The organism is Pseudomonas batumici, from assembly GCF_000820515.1.
Lineage (GTDB): Bacteria > Pseudomonadota > Gammaproteobacteria > Pseudomonadales > Pseudomonadaceae > Aquipseudomonas > Aquipseudomonas batumici.
In genome coordinates this window covers 105,672-124,232 of record NZ_JXDG01000001.1, presented here as the reverse complement: position 1 = coordinate 124,232, position 18,561 = coordinate 105,672, and the positions used below count along the sequence as shown (strand labels likewise).

11 protein-coding genes and 1 pseudogene are annotated in these 18,561 nt (G+C 65.6%); 8 read left to right on the top strand and 4 right to left on the bottom strand.

What is annotated here, in order from left to right:
- Positions 1–80: pseudogene (locus tag UCMB321_RS30520) on the bottom strand (electron transfer flavoprotein subunit beta/FixA family protein); the annotation flags it as partial.
- 563 nt (positions 81–643) lie between these two features.
- Between UCMB321_RS30520 and UCMB321_RS00565 the strand changes: the two are divergent.
- A complete protein-coding gene (locus UCMB321_RS00565) occupies positions 644–2,308 on the top strand; it encodes an electron transfer flavoprotein-ubiquinone oxidoreductase (RefSeq protein WP_040063010.1) in 1,665 nt (554 codons plus the stop codon).
- A 310-nt stretch (positions 2,309–2,618) separates the two neighbouring features.
- On the opposite strand, the gene nirD is transcribed toward UCMB321_RS00565, so the two are convergent.
- Positions 2,619–2,987, bottom strand: coding sequence for a nitrite reductase small subunit NirD (nirD, locus tag UCMB321_RS00560; protein WP_040063009.1), 369 nt, complete (start codon positions 2,985–2,987; stop codon positions 2,619–2,621).
- Positions 2,987–5,548 carry a nitrite reductase large subunit NirB gene (nirB, locus tag UCMB321_RS00555; protein ID WP_040063008.1) on the bottom strand — a complete coding sequence of 854 codons (2,562 nt, stop codon included), beginning with the start codon at positions 5,546–5,548 and terminating at the stop codon, positions 2,987–2,989. Before nirB ends, nirD begins: the two co-directional genes overlap by 1 nt.
- Before the next feature lie 751 nt (positions 5,549–6,299).
- Between nirB and UCMB321_RS00550 the strand changes: the two genes are divergently transcribed.
- The 6 genes from UCMB321_RS00550 (at position 6,300) to cobA (ending at position 16,438) form a co-directional block, all read left to right on the top strand.
- Complete coding sequence (locus tag UCMB321_RS00550) at positions 6,300–10,433, top strand: sulfite reductase subunit alpha (RefSeq protein ID WP_040063014.1); 4,134 nt, start codon at positions 6,300–6,302, stop codon at positions 10,431–10,433.
- Between the two features lie 202 nt (positions 10,434–10,635).
- On the top strand, positions 10,636–11,829 hold the full coding sequence (locus tag UCMB321_RS00545; protein ID WP_040063007.1) for a CmpA/NrtA family ABC transporter substrate-binding protein: 1,194 nt from the start codon (positions 10,636–10,638) through the stop codon (positions 11,827–11,829).
- Positions 11,830–11,844: 15 nt separating this feature from the next.
- Positions 11,845–12,420, top strand: a complete 576-nt coding sequence (locus UCMB321_RS00540) for an ANTAR domain-containing response regulator (RefSeq protein ID WP_040063006.1) — start codon at positions 11,845–11,847, stop codon at positions 12,418–12,420.
- Between the two features lie 343 nt (positions 12,421–12,763).
- A complete protein-coding gene (locus tag UCMB321_RS00535) occupies positions 12,764–13,975 on the top strand; it encodes a nitrate/nitrite transporter (RefSeq protein WP_040063005.1) in 1,212 nt (403 codons plus the stop codon).
- Between the two features lie 9 nt (positions 13,976–13,984).
- Positions 13,985–15,652 carry a bifunctional protein-serine/threonine kinase/phosphatase gene (locus UCMB321_RS00530; protein ID WP_040063004.1) on the top strand — a complete coding sequence of 556 codons (1,668 nt, stop codon included), beginning with the start codon at positions 13,985–13,987 and terminating at the stop codon, positions 15,650–15,652.
- A gap of 27 nt (positions 15,653–15,679) precedes the next feature.
- A complete protein-coding gene (gene cobA / locus UCMB321_RS00525) occupies positions 15,680–16,438 on the top strand; it encodes a uroporphyrinogen-III C-methyltransferase (RefSeq protein WP_052451033.1) in 759 nt (252 codons plus the stop codon).
- Here the strand turns inward: cobA and UCMB321_RS00520 are convergent.
- Positions 16,399–17,292, bottom strand: coding sequence for an AraC family transcriptional regulator (locus UCMB321_RS00520; protein WP_040063003.1), 894 nt, complete (start codon positions 17,290–17,292; stop codon positions 16,399–16,401). The genes cobA and UCMB321_RS00520 overlap by 40 nt on opposite strands.
- Before the next feature lie 179 nt (positions 17,293–17,471).
- Between UCMB321_RS00520 and UCMB321_RS00515 the strand changes: the two genes are divergently transcribed.
- Entirely contained in the window at positions 17,472–18,524 is a 1,053-nt protein-coding gene (locus tag UCMB321_RS00515) for an NAD(P)-dependent alcohol dehydrogenase (protein ID WP_040063001.1), read from the top strand.
- The last annotated feature ends 37 nt before the right edge of the window (positions 18,525–18,561 follow it).

Below are 18,561 nucleotides of genomic sequence, written 5' to 3'. Positions count from 1 at the left end.
TCGACGCCGGAATTGTCCGCCTTGACGCGAACCTTGACGTTGTAATCGACAACGCGTTTGACAGCTACAAGAACCTTCATGGATTCCTCGTTACTCTCCGGTGAAAAGGAAATCGCCAGGACCCGCCTGGCGGTTGATGCTCATCGGCGCACGACTCCATAAGAAGCACAAGGGCACCTCCAAAAACGTCGGCACATGAAGCGAAACCACCGCCGCCGACCACCCGCTACCGTCCGTCGGACGTGACTGGGCAGTCATGAACCGTCAAGGCGTGTAGACTCGTGCCAGAACGGTATGCAGCTGCACTTCCCCCTGCCTTCGCCCTGTCTTTAGAGGGGCTCCTGAATCCTCGATTCAGCCTACGGCGAGCGCGAAACCGACCGTATCTTGACCGGAACGCCCATTCTGGTCAATACGGCAAAATGGCCAGTCATAAGCCGCGCTTCTTTGATTTATCTAGCCTGCAGCGATTTCAAACAAACGTTTGTATTGGACGCTGGTAGTGGTGTAGATATAATGCGCCGCCAAGAGAGAAAGATGTCTCATCCGTGATCCTCCTCCCGACGTGGTGCAGGAATACTGGAGCGGAACAGCAAACCTCCAATTAGAAAAAAACTGTAGAGCCTTGAGTAGGAGAGAGTCCGTGGAACGCGAATACATGGAATTCGACGTGGTCATCGTCGGTGCCGGCCCCGCAGGCCTGTCCGCCGCTTGCCGGCTGAAACAGAAAGCGGCCGAAGCGGGTCAGGAGATCAGCGTCTGCGTCGTGGAGAAAGGCTCCGAAGTCGGTGCCCACATCCTTTCCGGCGCGGTGTTCGAGCCACGGGCCCTGAACGAACTGTTCCCGGACTGGAAGGCACTCGGCGCGCCGCTGAACACCCCCGTCAAGCGCGACGACATCTATGTCCTGCGCAGCCCCGAGGCCTCGACCCGGGTCCCGGACTTCTTCGTGCCCAAGACCATGCACAACGAAGGCAACTACATTATCTCCCTGGGCAACCTGTGCCGCTGGCTGGCCCAGCAGGCCGAGAACCTGGGCGTGGAAATCTACCCCGGCTTCGCCGCCCAGGAAGCCCTGTTCGACGAGAACGGCGTGGTCCGCGGGATCATCACCGGCGACCTCGGTGTCGACCGTGAAGGCCACCCGAAAGAAGGTCTCTACACCCCCGGCATGGAACTGCGCGGCAAGTACACGCTGTTCGCCGAAGGCTGCCGTGGTCATATCGGCAAGCAACTGATCAAGCGCTTCAACCTCGACAGCGACGCCGACGCCCAGCACTACGGCATCGGCCTGAAGGAAATCTGGGAAGTCGATCCGGCCAAGCACCAGCCCGGCCTGGTGGTGCACACCGCCGGTTGGCCGCTGGACATCATGGGCACCGAGAACACCGGTGGTTCCTTCCTCTATCACCTGGAAAACAACCAGGTGGTGGTCGGCCTGATCGTCGACCTGTCCTACAGCAATACCTACCTGTCGCCGTTCGACGAGTTCCAGCGCCTCAAGCACCACCCGGTGCTCAAGCAATACCTGGAAGGCGGCAAGCGCATCAGCTACGGCGCCCGCGCCATCTGCAAGGGCGGCCTGAACTCGCTGCCGAAGATGGTCTTCAAGGGCGGCGCGCTGATCGGCTGCGACCTCGGCACCCTGAACTTCGCCAAGATCAAGGGCAGCCACACCGCGATGAAGTCCGGCATGCTGGCCGCCGAAGCCGTGGCCGCGAAGCTCCTGGCCGGTGCCGAAGGCGGTGACGAACTGAACACCTACGTCGAGTCGTTCAAGGCCAGCTGGTTGTACGAGGAGCTGTTCGCCAGCCGCAACTTCGGCGCGGCGATCCACAAGTACGGCGCCATCGTCGGCGGCGGTTTCAACTGGGTCGACCAGAACCTGTTCGGCGGCAAGCTGCCGTTCACCCTGCACGACACCAAGCCGGACTACGCCTGCCTGAAGCTGGCGGCCGACAGCCAGAAGATCGACTACCCGAAACCGGACGGCAAGCTCAGCTTCGACAAGCTCAGCTCGGTGTTCATCTCCGGCACCAACCATGAAGAAGAGCAGCCCTGCCACCTGAAGCTGGCCGACGCGAGCATCCCGATCGGCAAGAATCTGCCGCTCTACGACGAGCCGGCGCAGCGTTACTGCCCGGCGGGTGTGTATGAAGTGATCACCCAGGAAGACGGCGTGAAGCGTTTCCAGATCAACGCCCAGAACTGCGTGCACTGCAAGACCTGTGACATCAAGGACCCTGCGCAGAACATCACCTGGGTGACCCCGGAAGGCGCCGGCGGACCGACTTACCCGAATATGTAAGTCTCAAGCCGAACAAAAAAGGCCCCTTCGGGGGCCTTTTTGTTTGTTTAAGGAGATGCGCCGTAACCTGTGGGAGCGGTACTTGCCCGCGAAGCTTTTGGCGGACTCAGGGGCCCTATCGCCAGCAAGCCGGCTCCTACAGGACCGTGGCTGTCAGCTATGTTGCGGTGGAACACCGATTTGTAGGAGCCGGCTTGCTGGCGATAGCGACCGCTCAGGCAACACAGATCTCACGGGCCCCCATCGCCAGCCCTGAGGTGCTCAGCCTTAACTGGTTGCCCAGGGCAACCCCCTCCCCCGGAGCCAGACCTCAACCCAGTCCCACCTCCACCCGATCGCCGTTCAGGCGCACCGGCCAGACCCGCAGGCGCTGTTCCGGGTACTCGATACAGACCCCATCCGCCAGGCGGAAGTGCTGCTTGTACAAGGGCGAGGCGATCACCAGCTCGCCCTTCAGCGTACCGACGATGCCGCGACCGATGACATTGGCCCCCGATTTCGGGTCGCGGTTATCGATGGCAAAGACCTGTTCGCCGCCGCTGAGCGGCAGGTGGAACAGCGCCACCTGGGCGCCGTCGAGCCAGGCCACCACGCCGGAGTCGGCCACCAGGTCAGTGCGCTGGCACAGGGTTTTCCATTCGACGGCATTGCGGGTACGTTCCAGGGTCAGGGTGTTCATCAGTTCAACTCCTCGGCGACAGGGATCAGGTGAAGTTCGCCGGCACGGGCCGGACGACGCTGGCCACGCTCCTCGACGAAACGGATGGCGGGATCGCCGCCGGCATCATTGACGAAGGTCCGGAAGCGCTTGAGCTTCTCCGGGTCCTGCAAGGCGTTGGCCCATTCGCACTGGTAGCGGTCGATCAGCAGTTGCATCTGTGCCTCCAGCTCAGCGGCCAGGCCGAGGCTGTCGTCGATGATCACCGCCTTGAGATAGTCCAGGCCCCCTTCCAGGCTTTCACGCCACACCGAGGTACGCTGCAGACGGTCGGCGGTGCGGATGTAGAACATCAGGAAGCGATCGATGTAGCGGATCAGGGTGGCATCATCGAGGTCGGTGGCGAACAGCTCGGCATGCCGCGGACGCATGCCGCCGTTGCCGGCGACGTACAGGTTCCAGCCCTTGTCGGTGGCGATCACGCCGATGTCCTTGCTCTGCGCCTCGGCGCATTCGCGGGTGCAGCCGGAGACCGCGAGCTTGAACTTGTGCGGCGCCCGCACGCCCTTGTAGCGGTTCTCCAGGACCAGGGCCATGCCGACGCTGTCCTGCACGCCATAACGGCACCAGGTACTGCCGACGCAGGATTTCACCGTGCGCAGCGACTTGCCGTAGCCGTGGCCGGTTTCGAAGCCGGCGTCCACCAGCTCGCTCCAGATCTGCGGCAACTGGTGCAACTGGGCGCCGAACAGGTCGATACGCTGACCGCCGGTGATCTTGGTGTAGAGCTCGTATTTCTTCGCCACCGCGCCCAGGGCAATCAGTTTGTCCGGGGTGATCTCGCCGCCGGCGATGCGCGGAATGATCGAATAGGTGCCGTTCTTCTGCATGTTGGCCATGAAGGTGTCGTTGGTGTCCTGCAGCGGCACCAGGGCCGGGTCCATGATCGGCTGGTTCCAGCACGAGGCGAGGATCGAACCCACGGCCGGCTTGCAGATATCGCAGCCGACATGTCCCTTGCCGTGGCGGGCCAGCAGCGCGTCGAAGGACTCGATGCGCTCGACCCGGACAATGGCGTAAAGCTCCTGGCGGGTATGGGCGAAATGCTCGCACAGGCTCTTGTCCACGGTGACGCCACGGGCGCTCAACTCGTGTTCGAACACCTGCTTGAGCAGCGCGGCACAGCCCCCGCAGCCCGTGGCCGCGCGGGTGCAGGCCTTGAGTTCGGAGAGTTCGCTGCAACCGCCATCGATGGCCGAGCAGATCGCGCCCTTGCTGACGTTATGGCAGGAACACACGGTGGCGGTCGCGGGCAGCGCATCCACGCCCAGGGCCGGTGCCGCCTCGCCCAGCGGCAGGATCAAGCCGGCCGGGTCGGCGGGCAGGTCGATGCCGTTGCTGACGTACTGCAGCAGGGTGTCGTAATAGCTGTTGTCGCCCACCAGCACCGCGCCCAGGGCGCGCTTGCCGTCGGCGGACACCACCAGGCGCCGGTAGCTGGCGCTGGACTCGTCGATAAAGCGGTAGCTGCGCGCCCCCGGCGTGGCCCCGTGGGCATCGCCGATGGAGCCGACATCGACCCCCAGCAACTTGAGCTTGGTCGACATGTCCGCGCCCATGAAGGGTTCGCTGTCTTCGCCACAGAGTTGCGTGGCCACCGCGCGAGCCATCTGGTAGCCCGGGGCGACCAGGCCGAAGATCCCGCCGTTCCACGCCGCGCACTCGCCGATGGCGTAGATGTGCGGGTCGCTGCTGACGCACTGGCTGTCGATCGCCACCCCGCCACGTGGACCGAGCTCCAGGCCAGACTGCCTGGCCAGGGCATCCTGCGGACGGATACCGGCGGAAAACACAATCAGGTCGGTCTCGAGGAAATCCTCGCCGGCGAAGTTCATCCGGTAGCGGTACTCACTGCCGGCGCTGATCGACTGGGTGCCACGGGACAGGTGCACACTGACGCCCAGCGCCTCGATTCGGTCCTTGAGCGCCTGGCCGCCCTGCTCATCCAGTTGCACCGGCATCAGCCGTGGCGCGAACTCCACCACATGCGCTTCCAGCCCCAGGGACTTCAGGGCGTTGGCCGCTTCCAGGCCCAGCAGGCCGCCGCCGACCACCACGCCACGCCGGGCATTTTTCGCCGCGTCGCGGATGCGGTCGAGATCGCCCAGGGTCCGATAGACCAGCCGCGAGTCGCCCTCGGCGCCTTCGATCGGCGGGACGAAGGGGAAGGAGCCGGTCGCCAGCACCAGCTTGTCGTAAGCCAGGCGACCGGCGTCACTGACCACCTCGCGGCGGGCGCGGTCGATCTCCAGTACCGCGCGGCCCAGGTGCAGGGTGACACCGGGGGTCTGGTACAGCGCGATATCGCCGAGGGCCAGGGCCTGCGCATCGCGGCCACTGAAGTATTCGGACAGATGCACGCGATCGTAGGCGCGCTGCGGCTCTTCGCTGAACACATGAATCTGGTAGTGCGCCAGGGCGCCGCGCTCGACCAATTGCTCGACGCAGTGATGGCCCACCATGCCGTTGCCGATCACCACCAGCGTTTGCAAGGTATCGGAGGTCGCTGAATAGCTGTTCATAGGAAGCATCCGTCAAAGCCAATCCGGTTTTTCGAAGGCAAAAAAAAGCGCCCGGAACCAAAAGGTTCCAGGCGCCTTTGCCTGTTCGTGCTGCCGGCCCGTGGGCCCGACGCAGTCATGTTCACCCGGGCCGGTTGAGGCCAAACGATCGCCGTTGATCGACGGGGCGTCCCACTCGCGCCATCGCGGTGAGGTGCAAGGGTCTATGCATCGCTTGTGCCATATCGGTATTGAGGGCTTTCCAGGGGCTTGCTCGAATACCGCTCAAACACCGTCCCTGTGGGAGCCGGCTTGCCGGCGATGGCGTCCAGATGGGCGGCGCAAGACTTGAGGGCCCCATCGCTGGCAAGCCAGCTCCTACAAGTTATGTGGTGTTTTCGAGATCCCGTTTCCTCGACTGACTGCCCACACAAAAGCGCCAAAACAGTGCAACGACGTTCGATTTGCCCCATCGCGACGCCGGTTTTCATCTCCAGAAGCAACGCCAACGTTCCGGCTTCAACCCACGCCAAGGCGCCGCCGGCCTTGTCCGCCCCGCTCCACCGGCCACCCACGCGACAGTTGGCGCGCGCATTGCTACATGCCTGCACAGGCCATCAACGTCGATGGCCGTGTATTTCACTCTCCAGGCAACAGTCACGACAAAGGCGCCGTGCCGCTCCCGTTGAAAAACGTGGAGCAGCAGGCGCTTTTTTCGTTTCCGCCGGAGCCGGTTTTCACCCCCCGAGGACGCCCCATGACCGAGACCCAGATGCCCAGCAAAACCGTGCGCAGCGTCTGCCCTTATTGCGGTGTGGGCTGCGGCATCGTCATGCAGGTGGAGAACAACCTGATCGTCAAGGTCTCGGGCGACAAGCAGCACCCGAGCAACTTCGGCCGCCTGTGCACCAAGGGCAGCACCTGCGGCCAGGCGGTGGCCGATTCCGGGCGCATGGAACACGCTTTCCTGCGCTCGCAACGCGACCGCGACCCCGCACGGGTCGGCATCGACCAGGCCATCAGCGCCACCGCCAGCCGCCTGCGGGCCATCATCGACACCCATGGCGCGGACGCCGTGGCGCTCTACGTGTCCGGACAGATGTCCCTGGAAGCGCAGTACCTGGCCAACAAACTGACCAAGGGCTTTATCCGCAGCCGCCACATCGAATCCAACTCACGCCTGTGCATGGCCAGTGCCGGCAGCGGCTACAAACTGTCGCTGGGAGCCGACGGCCCACCGGGTTCCTATGAGGACTTCGAGCACAGCGAGCTGTTCCTGGTCATCGGCGCGAACATGGCCGACTGTCACCCGATCCTGTTCCTGCGCCTGCTGGACCGGGTCAAGGCCGGGGCCAAGCTGATCGTCGTCGATCCCCGGCGCACCGGCACCGCCGACAAGGCCGACCTGTTCCTGCAGATCAAGCCGGGCACCGACCTCGCCCTGCTCAACGGCCTGCTGCACCTGCTGGTGAAAAACGGCCACAGCGACCGCGACTTCATCGCCGCCTTCACCGAAGGCTGGGAAGTAATGCCCGACTTCCTCGAAGACTACACCCCGGCGCGAGTGGCCGAGCTGACCGGCCTGGCCGAGGCCGACCTGCTCCAGGCCGCGCAGTGGATCGGCCAGGCCGCCAACTGGATGAGCTGCTGGACCATGGGCCTCAACCAGAGCGTCCAGGGCACCTGGCACACCAACGCCCTGTGCAACCTGCACCTGGCCACCGGCACCCTCTGCCGTCCCGGCAGCGGGCCGTTCTCCCTGACCGGCCAGCCCAACGCCATGGGCGGCCGCGAGATGGGCTACATGGGCCCCGGCCTGCCAGGCCAGCGCTCGGCGCTGGTGTCCGGCGATCGCGCCTTCATCGAAGACCTGTGGCAGATCGCCCCCGGCAGCCTGCGGGCCGAAGCCGGCGAGGGTACGGTGGCCATGTTCGAAGCCATGCGCGCCGGCAGCATCAAGGCCTGCTGGATTATCTGCACCAACCCGGTGGCCAGCGTGCCCAACCGGCAGAACGTCATCGAGGCACTGCAAGCCGCCGAACTGGTGATCAGCCAGGACGCCTACCTGGATACCGAAACCAACCGCTACGCCGATATCCTCCTGCCCGGCGCCCTGTGGGCCGAGGCGCAAGGGGTGATGATCAACTCCGAACGCAACCTCACGCTGATGCAGCAGGCCGTCCAGCCGCCGGGCGAGACCCTCCCCGACTGGCAGATCATCGCCCGCGTGGCCTGCGAAATGGGCTATGCCGAGGCCTTTACCTATGACAGCGCCGAGGCGGTGTTCGAGGAGATCAAGCAGGCCTGGAACCCCAAGACCGGCTACGACCTGCGCGGCGCCAGCTATGCCCGGCTGCGCGAGCAACCGCTGCAATGGCCGTGCGCCGAGGCGCAGGGGGCCACGCGCAATCCGATCCGCTACCTCAACGACGGCCTCAGCCAGGCGCTGAAACACGACCAGGACGGCCGGCAACCGGCGATCGCCTTCCCAACCGAAAGCGGCAAGGCGCAGTTCTTTGCCCGGCCGCACCTGATGCCGGCGGAAATGCCCGACGAGGAGTTCCCCCTGGTGCTCAACACCGGGCGGGTGCAGCACCAATGGCACACCCTGACGAAGACCGGCAAGGTACCGACCCTGAACAAACTCAACCCCGGCCCCTTCGTCGAGATCCACCCCAGCGACGCCACGCGCCTGGACATCAAGGAGCGCGACCCGGTGCAAATCCGCTCGCGGCGGGGCCGTGCGGTGCTGCCCGCGGTGATCACCGACCGGGTCCGGCCGGGCAACTGCTTCGCCCCCTTTCACTGGAACGATGTGTTCGGCGAGGACCTGGCCATCAACGCCGTCACCAGCGACGCCATCGACCCGCTGTCGCTGCAGCCGGCGTTCAAATTCTGCGCGGTGAACCTGCTGGCCCTGGCGCCAGAGCCCACCCGCCTGGTCCCCGAACTCGCGCTGGCCGGCGCCTCGACTGTCGCCTCGGAGGGCTTTTCCCCCATGCAGCTCAAAGCCTTCGCCCGCCTGCTCAACCTCGATACCCCGGCCGAACTGAGCCTGGCCGCCGACGAACGCCTGTACATGCAGGGCTACCTGCTGGGCCTGCGCAGCGCCGAGGCCAAGGCCCCCGGTGTACCCACCCTCCCCGCCAGCGCACCCTTTGATGCCGACAAGCGCCTGCTGCTGGATGGCCTGCTCGCCGGGTTGTTTTCCCGTACGGCGGGCCCGGCGCCGGAGCCGCAGACCGCCGCCACGGTCCAAGCGACCCGCCCCGAATGGCTGGTGCTCTGGGCCTCGCAGACCGGCAACAGCGAAGAACTGGCCCAGGCCTGCGCCAAGCTCCTGGACGCCGCCGGCCAACGGACCCGCCTGCGCGCCATGGACGAGGCCGGCCTTGACGACCTGCGCGGCGCCAGCAGCGTATTGCTGGTCACCAGCACCTTTGGCGACGGCGACCCGCCGGACAATGCCGCGAGTTTCTGGCAGGCCCTGCAAGGCGCCCAGGACCAGGCCCTGGCGCAAAGCCGCTACAGCGTGCTGGCCCTGGGCGATGCCAACTACGATCAGTTCTGCGGCTTCGGTCGCAAGCTCGACGAGCGCCTGAGCGAACTCGGCGCCGAGCGCCTGCTGCCCCGCCTGGAGTGCGAGCAGGACACCCAGCAGGCCGTCGAACCCTGGCTCACCACACTCTGTGCGGCACTCAGCGGCTCGTCCGCGCCCCCCGCTGCGCTCCCGCCAGTCGCCGAGGTGGCGCCCGCGACGCCAGCCGCCCCGGCCGACATCGGCAGCCCCTACAGCCGCCATCACCCGTTGCGTGCCCACCTCCTGCACAATCAGGTGCTCAATGCCCCCGGCGCGGAAAAGGAAACCCGCCATCTGGTGTTCGACCTCGGCGACCAGGATTTCCCCTACCAGGCCGGCGATGCCCTCGGCGTCTGGCCGAGCAACTGCCCGGAGTCGGTCGAACAACTGCTGGGCCTGCTGGAGCTGGACGGCGCCAGCGTGGTCACGCTCAAGGACAAGGCGCCGATGGCGCTGCGCGAGGCCTTGCTCGACCACCTGGACATCACCCGCATCACCCCGGAAATCCTCCGTCGGGTCTGCGGACTCTGCGCCAGCCCCTGGCTGGATGAGTTGCAGGAGGAAGCCAACCAGGCCCGGCTCAAGGAGTGGCTCTGGGGCCGGCAACTGCTGGATCTGCTGCGGGAGTTCCCCATCAGCCTCGGCGCCAACCAGTTGATCAGCCTGCTCAAGCCCTTGCAGCCACGGCTGTACTCGATTTCCTCCAGTGCGAAAGTCACCCCGGGACAGGTGCACCTGACGGTTTCCACGGTGCGCTACCGGCATGGCGAGCAGATCCGTGGCGGGGTCTGCTCGACCTTTCTCGCCGACCGTGCCGCCGGCAGTGGTGCCCGCCTGTTCATCCAGCGCACCACGCACTTCCGCGTCCCGCAGGACCCGCGCACGCCGCTGATCATGATCGGCCCCGGCACCGGTATCGCACCGTTTCGCGCCTTCCTGCAGGAACGCCAGGCCCAGGGCGCCGACGGCAAGAACTGGTTGTTCTTCGGCGAGCAACGCGCCACCAGTGATTTCTACTACCGCGAGGAGCTCGATGCCTGGCTGCGCAGCGGTCATCTGAGTCGCCTGGACACCGCCTTCTCCCGTGACCAGACTGAAAAGATCTACGTACAACAGCGCATGCTCGAAGCAGGTGCACAGCTCTGGAAGTGGTTGGAGCAAGGTGCCTGCGTGTATGTCTGCGGCGATGCCAGCCGCATGGCCAAGGACGTCGACGCCGCGCTGAAGAAAATAGTCCAGGTCCACGGGCGGATGAGCGGCGGCGCCGCGGCGCTGTATGTCAGCGCCATGAGCAAGGACCGGCGCTATCTGCGCGATGTCTATTGAGCCGGATATTCAACACACCGCGTAACTGTAGGAGCCGGCTTGCTGGCGATAGCGGTCGATGAGGCGATGCAAGGCTCACGGGGCCTCATCGCCAGCAAGCCGGCTCCTACAGGGGACCGTATTCGGCCTGACGAAGGGTATCGGCATAACTCTTGCTCCGCCTTGTGACAGGCGTCAGCCCTACAGTTTCAGGAATCACCGCATGAACAACGATTTGGCAAGATCCCCCCTGGCCTGGGTAGCGGGCAGCGATGCCCCGGAAAAGCACATCCTCAACCTCGGCTACATGCCCTTGAGCGACAGCGCCTCGCTGGTGGTGGCGGCCACCCAGGGCTTCGCCCAGCCCTATGGCCTGACACTGAACCTGCAGCGGCAGAACTCCTGGGCCGGCCTGAGCGACAAGCTGGTCAACGGTGAGCTGGACGCCGCCCATGGCCTGTACGGGATGATCTACGCCATCCAACTGGGCATCAGCGGCACCCCGGCCACCGACATGGCGGTGCTGATGGGCCTGAACCAGAACGGCCAGAGCATCAACCTCTCGCAGCCGCTCAAGGACAGCGGCGTGACCAGCGGTGCGGCCCTGCGGCAACGCGCCCGGCCAGGCCAGGCCAAACTGACCTTCGCCCAGACCTACCCCACCGGCACCCATGCCATGTGGTTGTATTACTGGCTGGCCAGCCAGGGGATCCACCCACTGGAGGACGTCAACAGCGTGGTGGTGCCGCCACCGCAGATGCTCGAACACCTGCAAGCCGGGCGCATCGACGGCTTCTGTGTCGGCGAACCCTGGGCCGCCCATGCCGTCGAGCAGGGCCAGGGCTTTACCCTGGCCACCAGCCAGGCGATCTGGCCGGACCATCCGGAAAAGGTCCTGGCCTGCACCCGCGCGTTCGTCGAGGAATACCCCAACACCGCGCAAGCCCTGGTGATGGCGATCCTGGAGGCCAGCCGCTTTATCGAAGAAAGCCAGGAAAACCGCCGCAGCACCGCACAATTGATGAGCGGGCGCGACTACCTCGATGCACCGCTGGCGAGTATCGAGCCACGCCTGCTGGGCCGCTACGACGACGGTCTCGGCCGGCGCTGGCAAGACCCCCATGCCCTGAGTTTCCACGGCCGGGGCAAGGCCAACTACCCGTACCTCTCCGACGGCATGTGGTTCATGACCCAGTTCCGCCGCTGGGGCCTGCTGCGCGAAGCGCCGGACTACCTGGGGGTGGCGCGCCGGGTCCAGCAACTGGAGCTGTACAGCCGCGCCGCGAGCGCCCTGGACATCCCCGTGCCCAACACCCCGATGCGCAGCAGCCAGCTGCTCGATGGCCAGCCCTGGGACGGTTCCGACCCGGAGGCCTACGCCCGCGGCTTTGCCCTGCATGCCCTCAATGACAACTGACGGGAGCTGGCCGCCATGCTGAAAATCCTGCTGATCAACGATACCTCGAAGAAGCTCGGGCGCCTGCGCACGGCCTTGAGCGAAGCGGGTTTCGAGGTGATTGACGAATCCGGCCTGACCATCGACCTGCCCGCGCGGGTCGAAGCCGTGCGCCCGGATGTGCTGCTGATCGACACCGACTCCCCCAGCCGTGACGTGCTGGAGCAGGTGGTGCTGCTGAGCCGCAATCAACCCCGGCCCATCGTCATGTTCACCGACGAGCACGACCCCGCCGTGATGCGCCAGGCGATCAAGGCCGGGGTCAGTGCCTACATCGTCGAAGGCATCCAGTCCCAGCGCTTGCAGCCGATCATGGAAGTGGCCATGGCCCGCTTCGAAAGCGATCAGCAACTGCGCGCGCAGTTGCAGGCCCGCGAGCAGCAGATCGCCGAACGCAAGCGCATCGAGATGGCCAAGGGACTGCTGATGAAGATGAAGGGCTGCGACGAGGAGGCCGCCCACACCCTGATGCGCCGCCAGGCCATGAGCAAGCAGCAGAAGCTGATCCAGGTCGCCGAACAGGTGATCGCCATGAGCGAACTGCTCGAGTGATTGCGCACCGCAACGCAGCACGGCATCGGCCAGGGGCTGCGTTGTGGGGCACGAACCTCCCCCAGCCTGCCCTCAACCGGCGGGCAATGCCCTCGAAAGGCCGAACTTGAGCGCCGCACGGCCCCGGAGCAAGAACTGGCACACATAGTGCTCAGGTAATACCCGGTAGCCAACGGCGGCTGCCCCACCCCGACAAAGACGTCGCATTTCCCTTCGTGAAAACGAGCAGGGATGCGGCGTTTTTTTGTTTCTGGCGTCGGCAACAGGGCACAGGCGGCCGGTGAAATCCCCCCGTCCACAAGCCCCAGGCCTTCGTCGAACCCCTTGGCAGATGAGGTGTTAGATGCACAACAGTTTCTGGAAAGCCGGCCATACACCGACCCTGTTCGCCGCGTTCTTGTATTTCGACCTGAGCTTCATGGTCTGGTACCTGCTCGGGCCGCTGGCGGTGCAGATCGCCACCGACCTGCAGCTGACCACCCAACAGCGCGGCTTCATGGTCGCCACGCCGATCCTGGCCGGCGCCTTCCTGCGCTTCATCATGGGCATGCTCGCCGACCGCCTGTCACCGAAAACCGCCGGCATCATCGGCCAGGTGATTGTCATCGGCGCCCTGCTGATGGCCTGGAAGCTGGGCATCCACAGCTATGAACAAACGCTGCTGCTGGGGGTGTTCCTCGGCATGGCCGGGGCCTCTTTCGCCGTGGCCCTGCCGCTGGCCTCACAATGGTATCCACCGCAGCACCAGGGCAAGGCCATGGGCATCGCCGGGGCCGGCAACTCCGGCACCGTGATCGCTGCATTGGCGGCGCCGCTGCTGGCCGCCGCGTTCGGCTGGAGCAACGTGTTCGGCCTGGCCCTGATCCCCTTGGTGTTGACCCTGGTGCTGTTCAGCCTGCTGGCCCGCAACGCCCCCAACCGCGCCAAGGCCAAATCCATGGCCGACTACCTGAACGCCCTGGGCGACCGTGACAGCTGGTGGTTCATGTTCTTCTACAGCGTCACCTTCGGCGGCTTTATCGGCCTGGCCAGCGCCCTGCCCGGTTACTTCCACGACCAGTACGGCCTCAACCCGCAAACCGCCGGCTACTACACCGCGGCCTGCGTGTTCGCCGGCAGCCTGATGCGCCCTTTGGGCGGCGCCCTGGCGGATCGTTTCGGCGGTATTCGCGCCCTGCTCGGCACCTACACCATTGCCACCCTGTGCATCGGCGCGGTGGGCTTCCACCTGTCCAGCTCGGTGGCGGCCCTGGCACTGTTCGTCAGCGCCATGCTTGGCCTCGGCGCGGGCAACGGCGCGGTGTTCCAACTGGTGCCGCAGCGCTTTGCCAAGGAAATCGGCGTGATGACCGGTCTGGTCGGTATGGCCGGTGGTATCGGCGGCTTCCTCCTCACCGCGGGCCTGGGGGCGATCAAGCAGAGTACCGGTGACTACCAGCTCGCCCTGTGGTTGTTCGCCAGCCTCGGGCTGATCGCCTGGTTCGGCCTCTACGGGGTCAAGCGGCGCTGGAGAACCACCTGGGGTTCGGCGGCCTTCTCCGCCGCCCGGGTCTGAGCCAAGCTCATGGGCCTGCAACTCAGCTATGCCGAGGCCAGCGCCAGCGGCCCCCGGGAGCAGAACCAGGATGCGACGCGCCTGGTCATCCCGGTGCCCGCCCTGGCCGCCAGCAAGGGTTACCTGTTCGCCCTGGCCGACGGTGTCAGCCACTGCGCCGACGGCGGCCTGGCCGCGCGCTCGACCTTGCAGGCCCTGGCGCTGGATTACTACGCCACCCCGCCGACCTGGGGCGTGTCGCAAGCGCTGGACCGGTTGCTGCTGGCACAGAATCGCTGGCTGCATGCCAATGGCGGCCAGTCACCACTGTTGACCACCCTCAGTGCGCTGGTGCTGCGCGGGCGTTCATTCACCCTCGCGCATATCGGCGACTGCCGGGTGTATCGCTGGTTTGCCGGGCAGTTGCAGCGCATCAGCGAGGACCACGTCTGGGGCCAGGCCGGCATGCAACATGTGCTGAAACGGGCCCTGGGCCTGGAACAGCACCTGGTGGTCGACTACCTGGAAGGCGAGTTGCGCCAGGACGAACAGTTCCTGATCCTCAGCGACGGTGTCTGGGCGACCCTCAGCGACGCCTCGATCAGCGGCATCCTGCAGCGTGACCTGCCGCTGGAAGACGCCACCCAGGCCCTGGTCGAGGCGGCGCATCAGTCCGGCAGCCAGGACAATGCCAGTGCCGTGCTGGTGCGCGTCGACGAACTGGCCGACACCGACCTCGACGACCTGCTCGGGCAAGCCGACCAATGGCCGCTGCCGCCATCATTGAAGCCGGGACAACTGTTCGAAGGCTGGCAGGTCGAGGGTCTGTTGAAACAGAGTCGCCAGTCACTGCTGTACCGGGTCCACGACGCCCAGCAACAAGCCTGGCTGTTGAAAACCCTGCCAACCCAACGACAGGACGACACGGCGGCGGCCCAGAGCCTGTTGCTGGAGGAATGGTTCCTGCGACGCATGGCCGGCCGCCACTTCCCCGAAGTGCACCCCGCCGACCAGCGCCAGCACCTGTATTACCTGATGCGCGAATACCCGGGGACCACCCTGGCCGAACACTTCAACGCCCACGGCAACCTCGGACTCAACCAATGGCTGGAGCTGGCGTCGCGACTGCTGCGGGCCGTGGGCCTGATGCACCGGCGCAACATCCTGCACCGTGACATCAAGCCGGAGAACCTGCTGCTGGGGGTCGACGGCGAACTGCGGGTGCTGGACTTCGGCCTGGCCTACTGCCCCGGGCTGACCCGCCAGCGCGATGGCGAACTTCCAGGCACGCCCAGCTACATCGCCCCGGAAGCCTACAACGGTGTGCCACCGAGTCCGGTGCAAGACCTGTATGGCGTCGGCGTCAGCCTGTATTACCTGCTGACCGGGCACTACCCCTATGGCGAAATCGAAGCCTTCCAGCGTCCACGGTTCGGCTCGCCGGTGCCGGCCAGCCGCTATCGTCCGGACCTGCCCGACTGGCTCGAACGCAGCCTCGACAAGGCCCTGGCCAGCGACCCGACGCAGCGCTACGAAACCGCCGAGGAATGGCTGCTGGCCCTGCAACAGGCCGAGCACCTGCCGCCACCGCGCCCCCGGCCCTTGCTGGAGCGCGAGCCGGTCAAAGTCTGGCGCGCCCTGGCGCTGGGCTCCCTTTTACTGAACCTGGTCCTGCTGGCCTGGCGGCTGCACGGCTGAAGCGAACGCCCCTCTGGAGAAATGAACATGCATGGCAAAGTCTGGTTGGTTGGCGCGGGCCCCGGTGACCCGGAACTCTTGACCCTGAAGGCCGCGCGCGTCCTGCGCGGCGCCCAGGTGGTGATGGTCGATGACCTGGTCAATCGCGCCGTACTCGAACACTGCCCCGAAGCCCGGGTGATCGCCGTGGGCAAGCGCGGCGGCTGCCGTTCCACGCCCCAGGCGTTCATTCATCGGCTGATGCTGCGCTATGCCCGCCAGGGCAAATGCGTGGTCCGCCTCAAGGGCGGCGATCCGTGCATCTTTGGCCGCGCCAGCGAAGAAGCCGACTGGCTGCAGGCCCGCGGGATCGAGGTCGAAGTGGTCAACGGCATCACCGCCGGCCTGGCCGGCGCCACCCATTTCGGCATCCCGTTGACCTTGCGCGGCGTGGCCCGTGGCGTGAGCTTCGTCACCGCCCACACCCAGGACGACAGCCCGCTGGACTGGACCGCCCTGGCGCAAAGCGGCACGACCCTGGTGGTCTACATGGGGGTGGCCAAGCTGGCGGAAATCCGCGGCAACCTGATCGCCGCCGGGCTCGCCGCCAGCACCCCCGTGGCACTGATCGAGAACGCCTCGCTGCCGCAGCAACGCGAATGCCGCAGCGACCTGGCGAACATGCACGAGGATGCCCTGGCCTTCGAACTGAAAAGCCCGGCGATCCTGGTGATCGGCGAGGTGGCGGCCAGCGCGTCAGGCAGCGTTCAAGCCGCCCGCTCGTCCCCGGGGCTGCGTTCGAAGTAGCGCTTGTACTCGCGGCTGAACTGCGAGGAACTCTGGTACCCCACCCGATGCGCGACCTGGGCCACGCCCAGGCCGTCGGCCAGCAACAACTGCTGCGCCTTGAGCAGGCGCAGGCGCTTGAGGTATTGCACCGGCGACAGCAGGGTGACGCGCTTGAAATGCTCGTGGAAGGTCGACAGGCTCATGTTCGCGCAACTGGCCAGGGTCTCGACGTTCAACGGCTCGGTGTAATGGGCATGCAGGTGGCCCAGGGACGCCGCGATCCGGGAAAAATGCCCCTGCTGCTCCACCAGCGCGCGCAGCACTTCCGACTGTGGCCCGCGCAAGGCGGCGAACAACAACTCGCGCACCCGCGCCTCCCCCATGACCCGGCACTCCAGCGGATCCTGCAGACAACGCAGCAAACGCTCGACACAGCCGCGCATCGTGTCGTCCAGCACCACCGAGGCCATGGACTCCGGCGTCTGGGCCGCCGCCGGGCTGTCATGGTTGATGCCCATGGCCAACACCAGTTCACCGAGCATCCCCCGGTCGATCGCGACTGAAATCCCCAGCAGGGGCGCGCCGTCGCCGCCGGCAAAGGTCTCGCACTCGAACGGCACCGCCAGCGCCTGGATCAGATAGTGTCCGGCGCCATATTCCAGGGTCCGCACGCCCAGGTAGGCCAGCTTGCTGCCCTGGACGATGATCATCAGGCTGGGCTCATAGATCTGCGGACCACGGGCCACGTCACAACCGACCCGCAACACCTGCACGCCCGGCAACAAGGTCGGCACGAAGCCGTCGCGAGTGGCCAGGGGTTCGATCAGCGCAACCAGGGGGGCATTGGCGTCCAGATGACGGGTCAACAGCATGGCAAAAACTTCACGGAAAAAGGGATGGGAGCATCTTCGCAGGTCCGGGGACACAGGCGAATGGCGAAAACGCGATACCGGAGGAATAGGCAAGATACGCGGAGGAATCGCCATGGCCGTCCCCGCGCTCGACGCCGAGAATGACTCGCCTCAACCGTCACAGCTTTGCGAGGTTCCTCATGTACACCGCCATCGGTTACGCCGCCCAATCGTCTACCACCCCCCTCGCCCCCATGACCTTCAAGCGTCGCTCGCCGCGACCCGACGATGTCGCCATCGAGATTCTCTACTGCGGCGTCTGTCACTCCGACATCCACCAGGCCCGCAACGAGTGGGGCATTGCCGTCTACCCGCTGATGCCCGGCCATGAAATCGTCGGCAAGGTCACCGCCGTGGGTGCCAACGTCACCCGGCACAAGGTCGGCGACCTGGTGGGCGTCGGCTGCATGGTCGACTCCTGCCGCCACTGCGAAGCCTGCCACGCCGACCTCGAGCAATACTGCCTCGAAGGGGCGACCATGACCTACGCCACCCCCGACCGGGTCGACGGCAGCAACACCATGGGCGGTTATTCCGACAGCATCGTGGTCAGCGAACACTTCGTCGTGCGCATTCCGGAAAAACTCGACCTGGCCAGCGCCGCGCCGATTCTCTGCGCCGGTATCACCACCTACTCGCCCCTCAAGCACTATGGCGTCAAGCCCGGCGACAAGGTCGGGATTCTCGGCATGGGTGGCCTGGGCCACATGGGCATCAAGTTCGCCAAGGCCATGGGCGCCGAGGTCACCCTGTTCACCCGTTCGGCGAGCAAGGCCGAGGAAGCGCGTCGCCAGGGCGCCGATCATGTGATCGTGTCCACCGATGCCGGGCAGATGGCCGCGGCGGCGGGTCGCTTCAATTTCCTGCTGGACACCATCCCGGTGCAGCACGATCTCAACCCCTACCTCGACACCCTGGCCTTCGACGGCGTGCACATCCTGGTGGGCCTGATCGAACCGGTGGACCCGGCGCTGCATGCCGCCAAGCTGGTGCTCAAGCGCCGGGTACTGGCCGGCTCGCTGATCGGCGGCATTGCCGAAACCCAGGAAGTGCTGGATTTCTGCGCCGAGCACGGCATCACCTGCGACATCGAGATGCTCGACATCCGCCAGATCAACGAGGCCTACAGCCGCATGATCGCCGGTGATGTGAAGTACCGCTTCGTGATCGACATGGCGACCCTCAAGGTCTGATAAAAACCCGTGCTCCGGCGGTGCTCATTGCACCGCG

What these genes read in the sequence shown, in the direction of transcription:
- nirD (WP_040063009.1), bottom strand. Translation starts at nt 2,987, where the DNA reads ATGAACACCCTGACCCTGGAACGTACCCGCAATGCCGTCGAATGGAAA.
- nirB (WP_040063008.1), bottom strand. Translation starts at nt 5,548, where the DNA reads ATGAACAGCTATTCAGCGACCTCCGATACCTTGCAAACGCTGGTGGTG.
- UCMB321_RS00550 (WP_040063014.1), top strand. Translation starts at nt 6,300, where the DNA reads ATGCCCAGCAAAACCGTGCGCAGCGTCTGCCCTTATTGCGGTGTGGGC.
- UCMB321_RS00545 (WP_040063007.1), top strand. Translation starts at nt 10,636, where the DNA reads ATGAACAACGATTTGGCAAGATCCCCCCTGGCCTGGGTAGCGGGCAGC.
- UCMB321_RS00540 (WP_040063006.1), top strand. Translation starts at nt 11,845, where the DNA reads ATGCTGAAAATCCTGCTGATCAACGATACCTCGAAGAAGCTCGGGCGC.
- UCMB321_RS00535 (WP_040063005.1), top strand. Translation starts at nt 12,764, where the DNA reads ATGCACAACAGTTTCTGGAAAGCCGGCCATACACCGACCCTGTTCGCC.
- UCMB321_RS00530 (WP_040063004.1), top strand. Translation starts at nt 13,985, where the DNA reads ATGGGCCTGCAACTCAGCTATGCCGAGGCCAGCGCCAGCGGCCCCCGG.
- cobA (WP_052451033.1), top strand. Translation starts at nt 15,680, where the DNA reads ATGCATGGCAAAGTCTGGTTGGTTGGCGCGGGCCCCGGTGACCCGGAA.
- UCMB321_RS00520 (WP_040063003.1), bottom strand. Translation starts at nt 17,292, where the DNA reads ATGCTGTTGACCCGTCATCTGGACGCCAATGCCCCCCTGGTTGCGCTG.
- UCMB321_RS00515 (WP_040063001.1), top strand. Translation starts at nt 17,472, where the DNA reads ATGTACACCGCCATCGGTTACGCCGCCCAATCGTCTACCACCCCCCTC.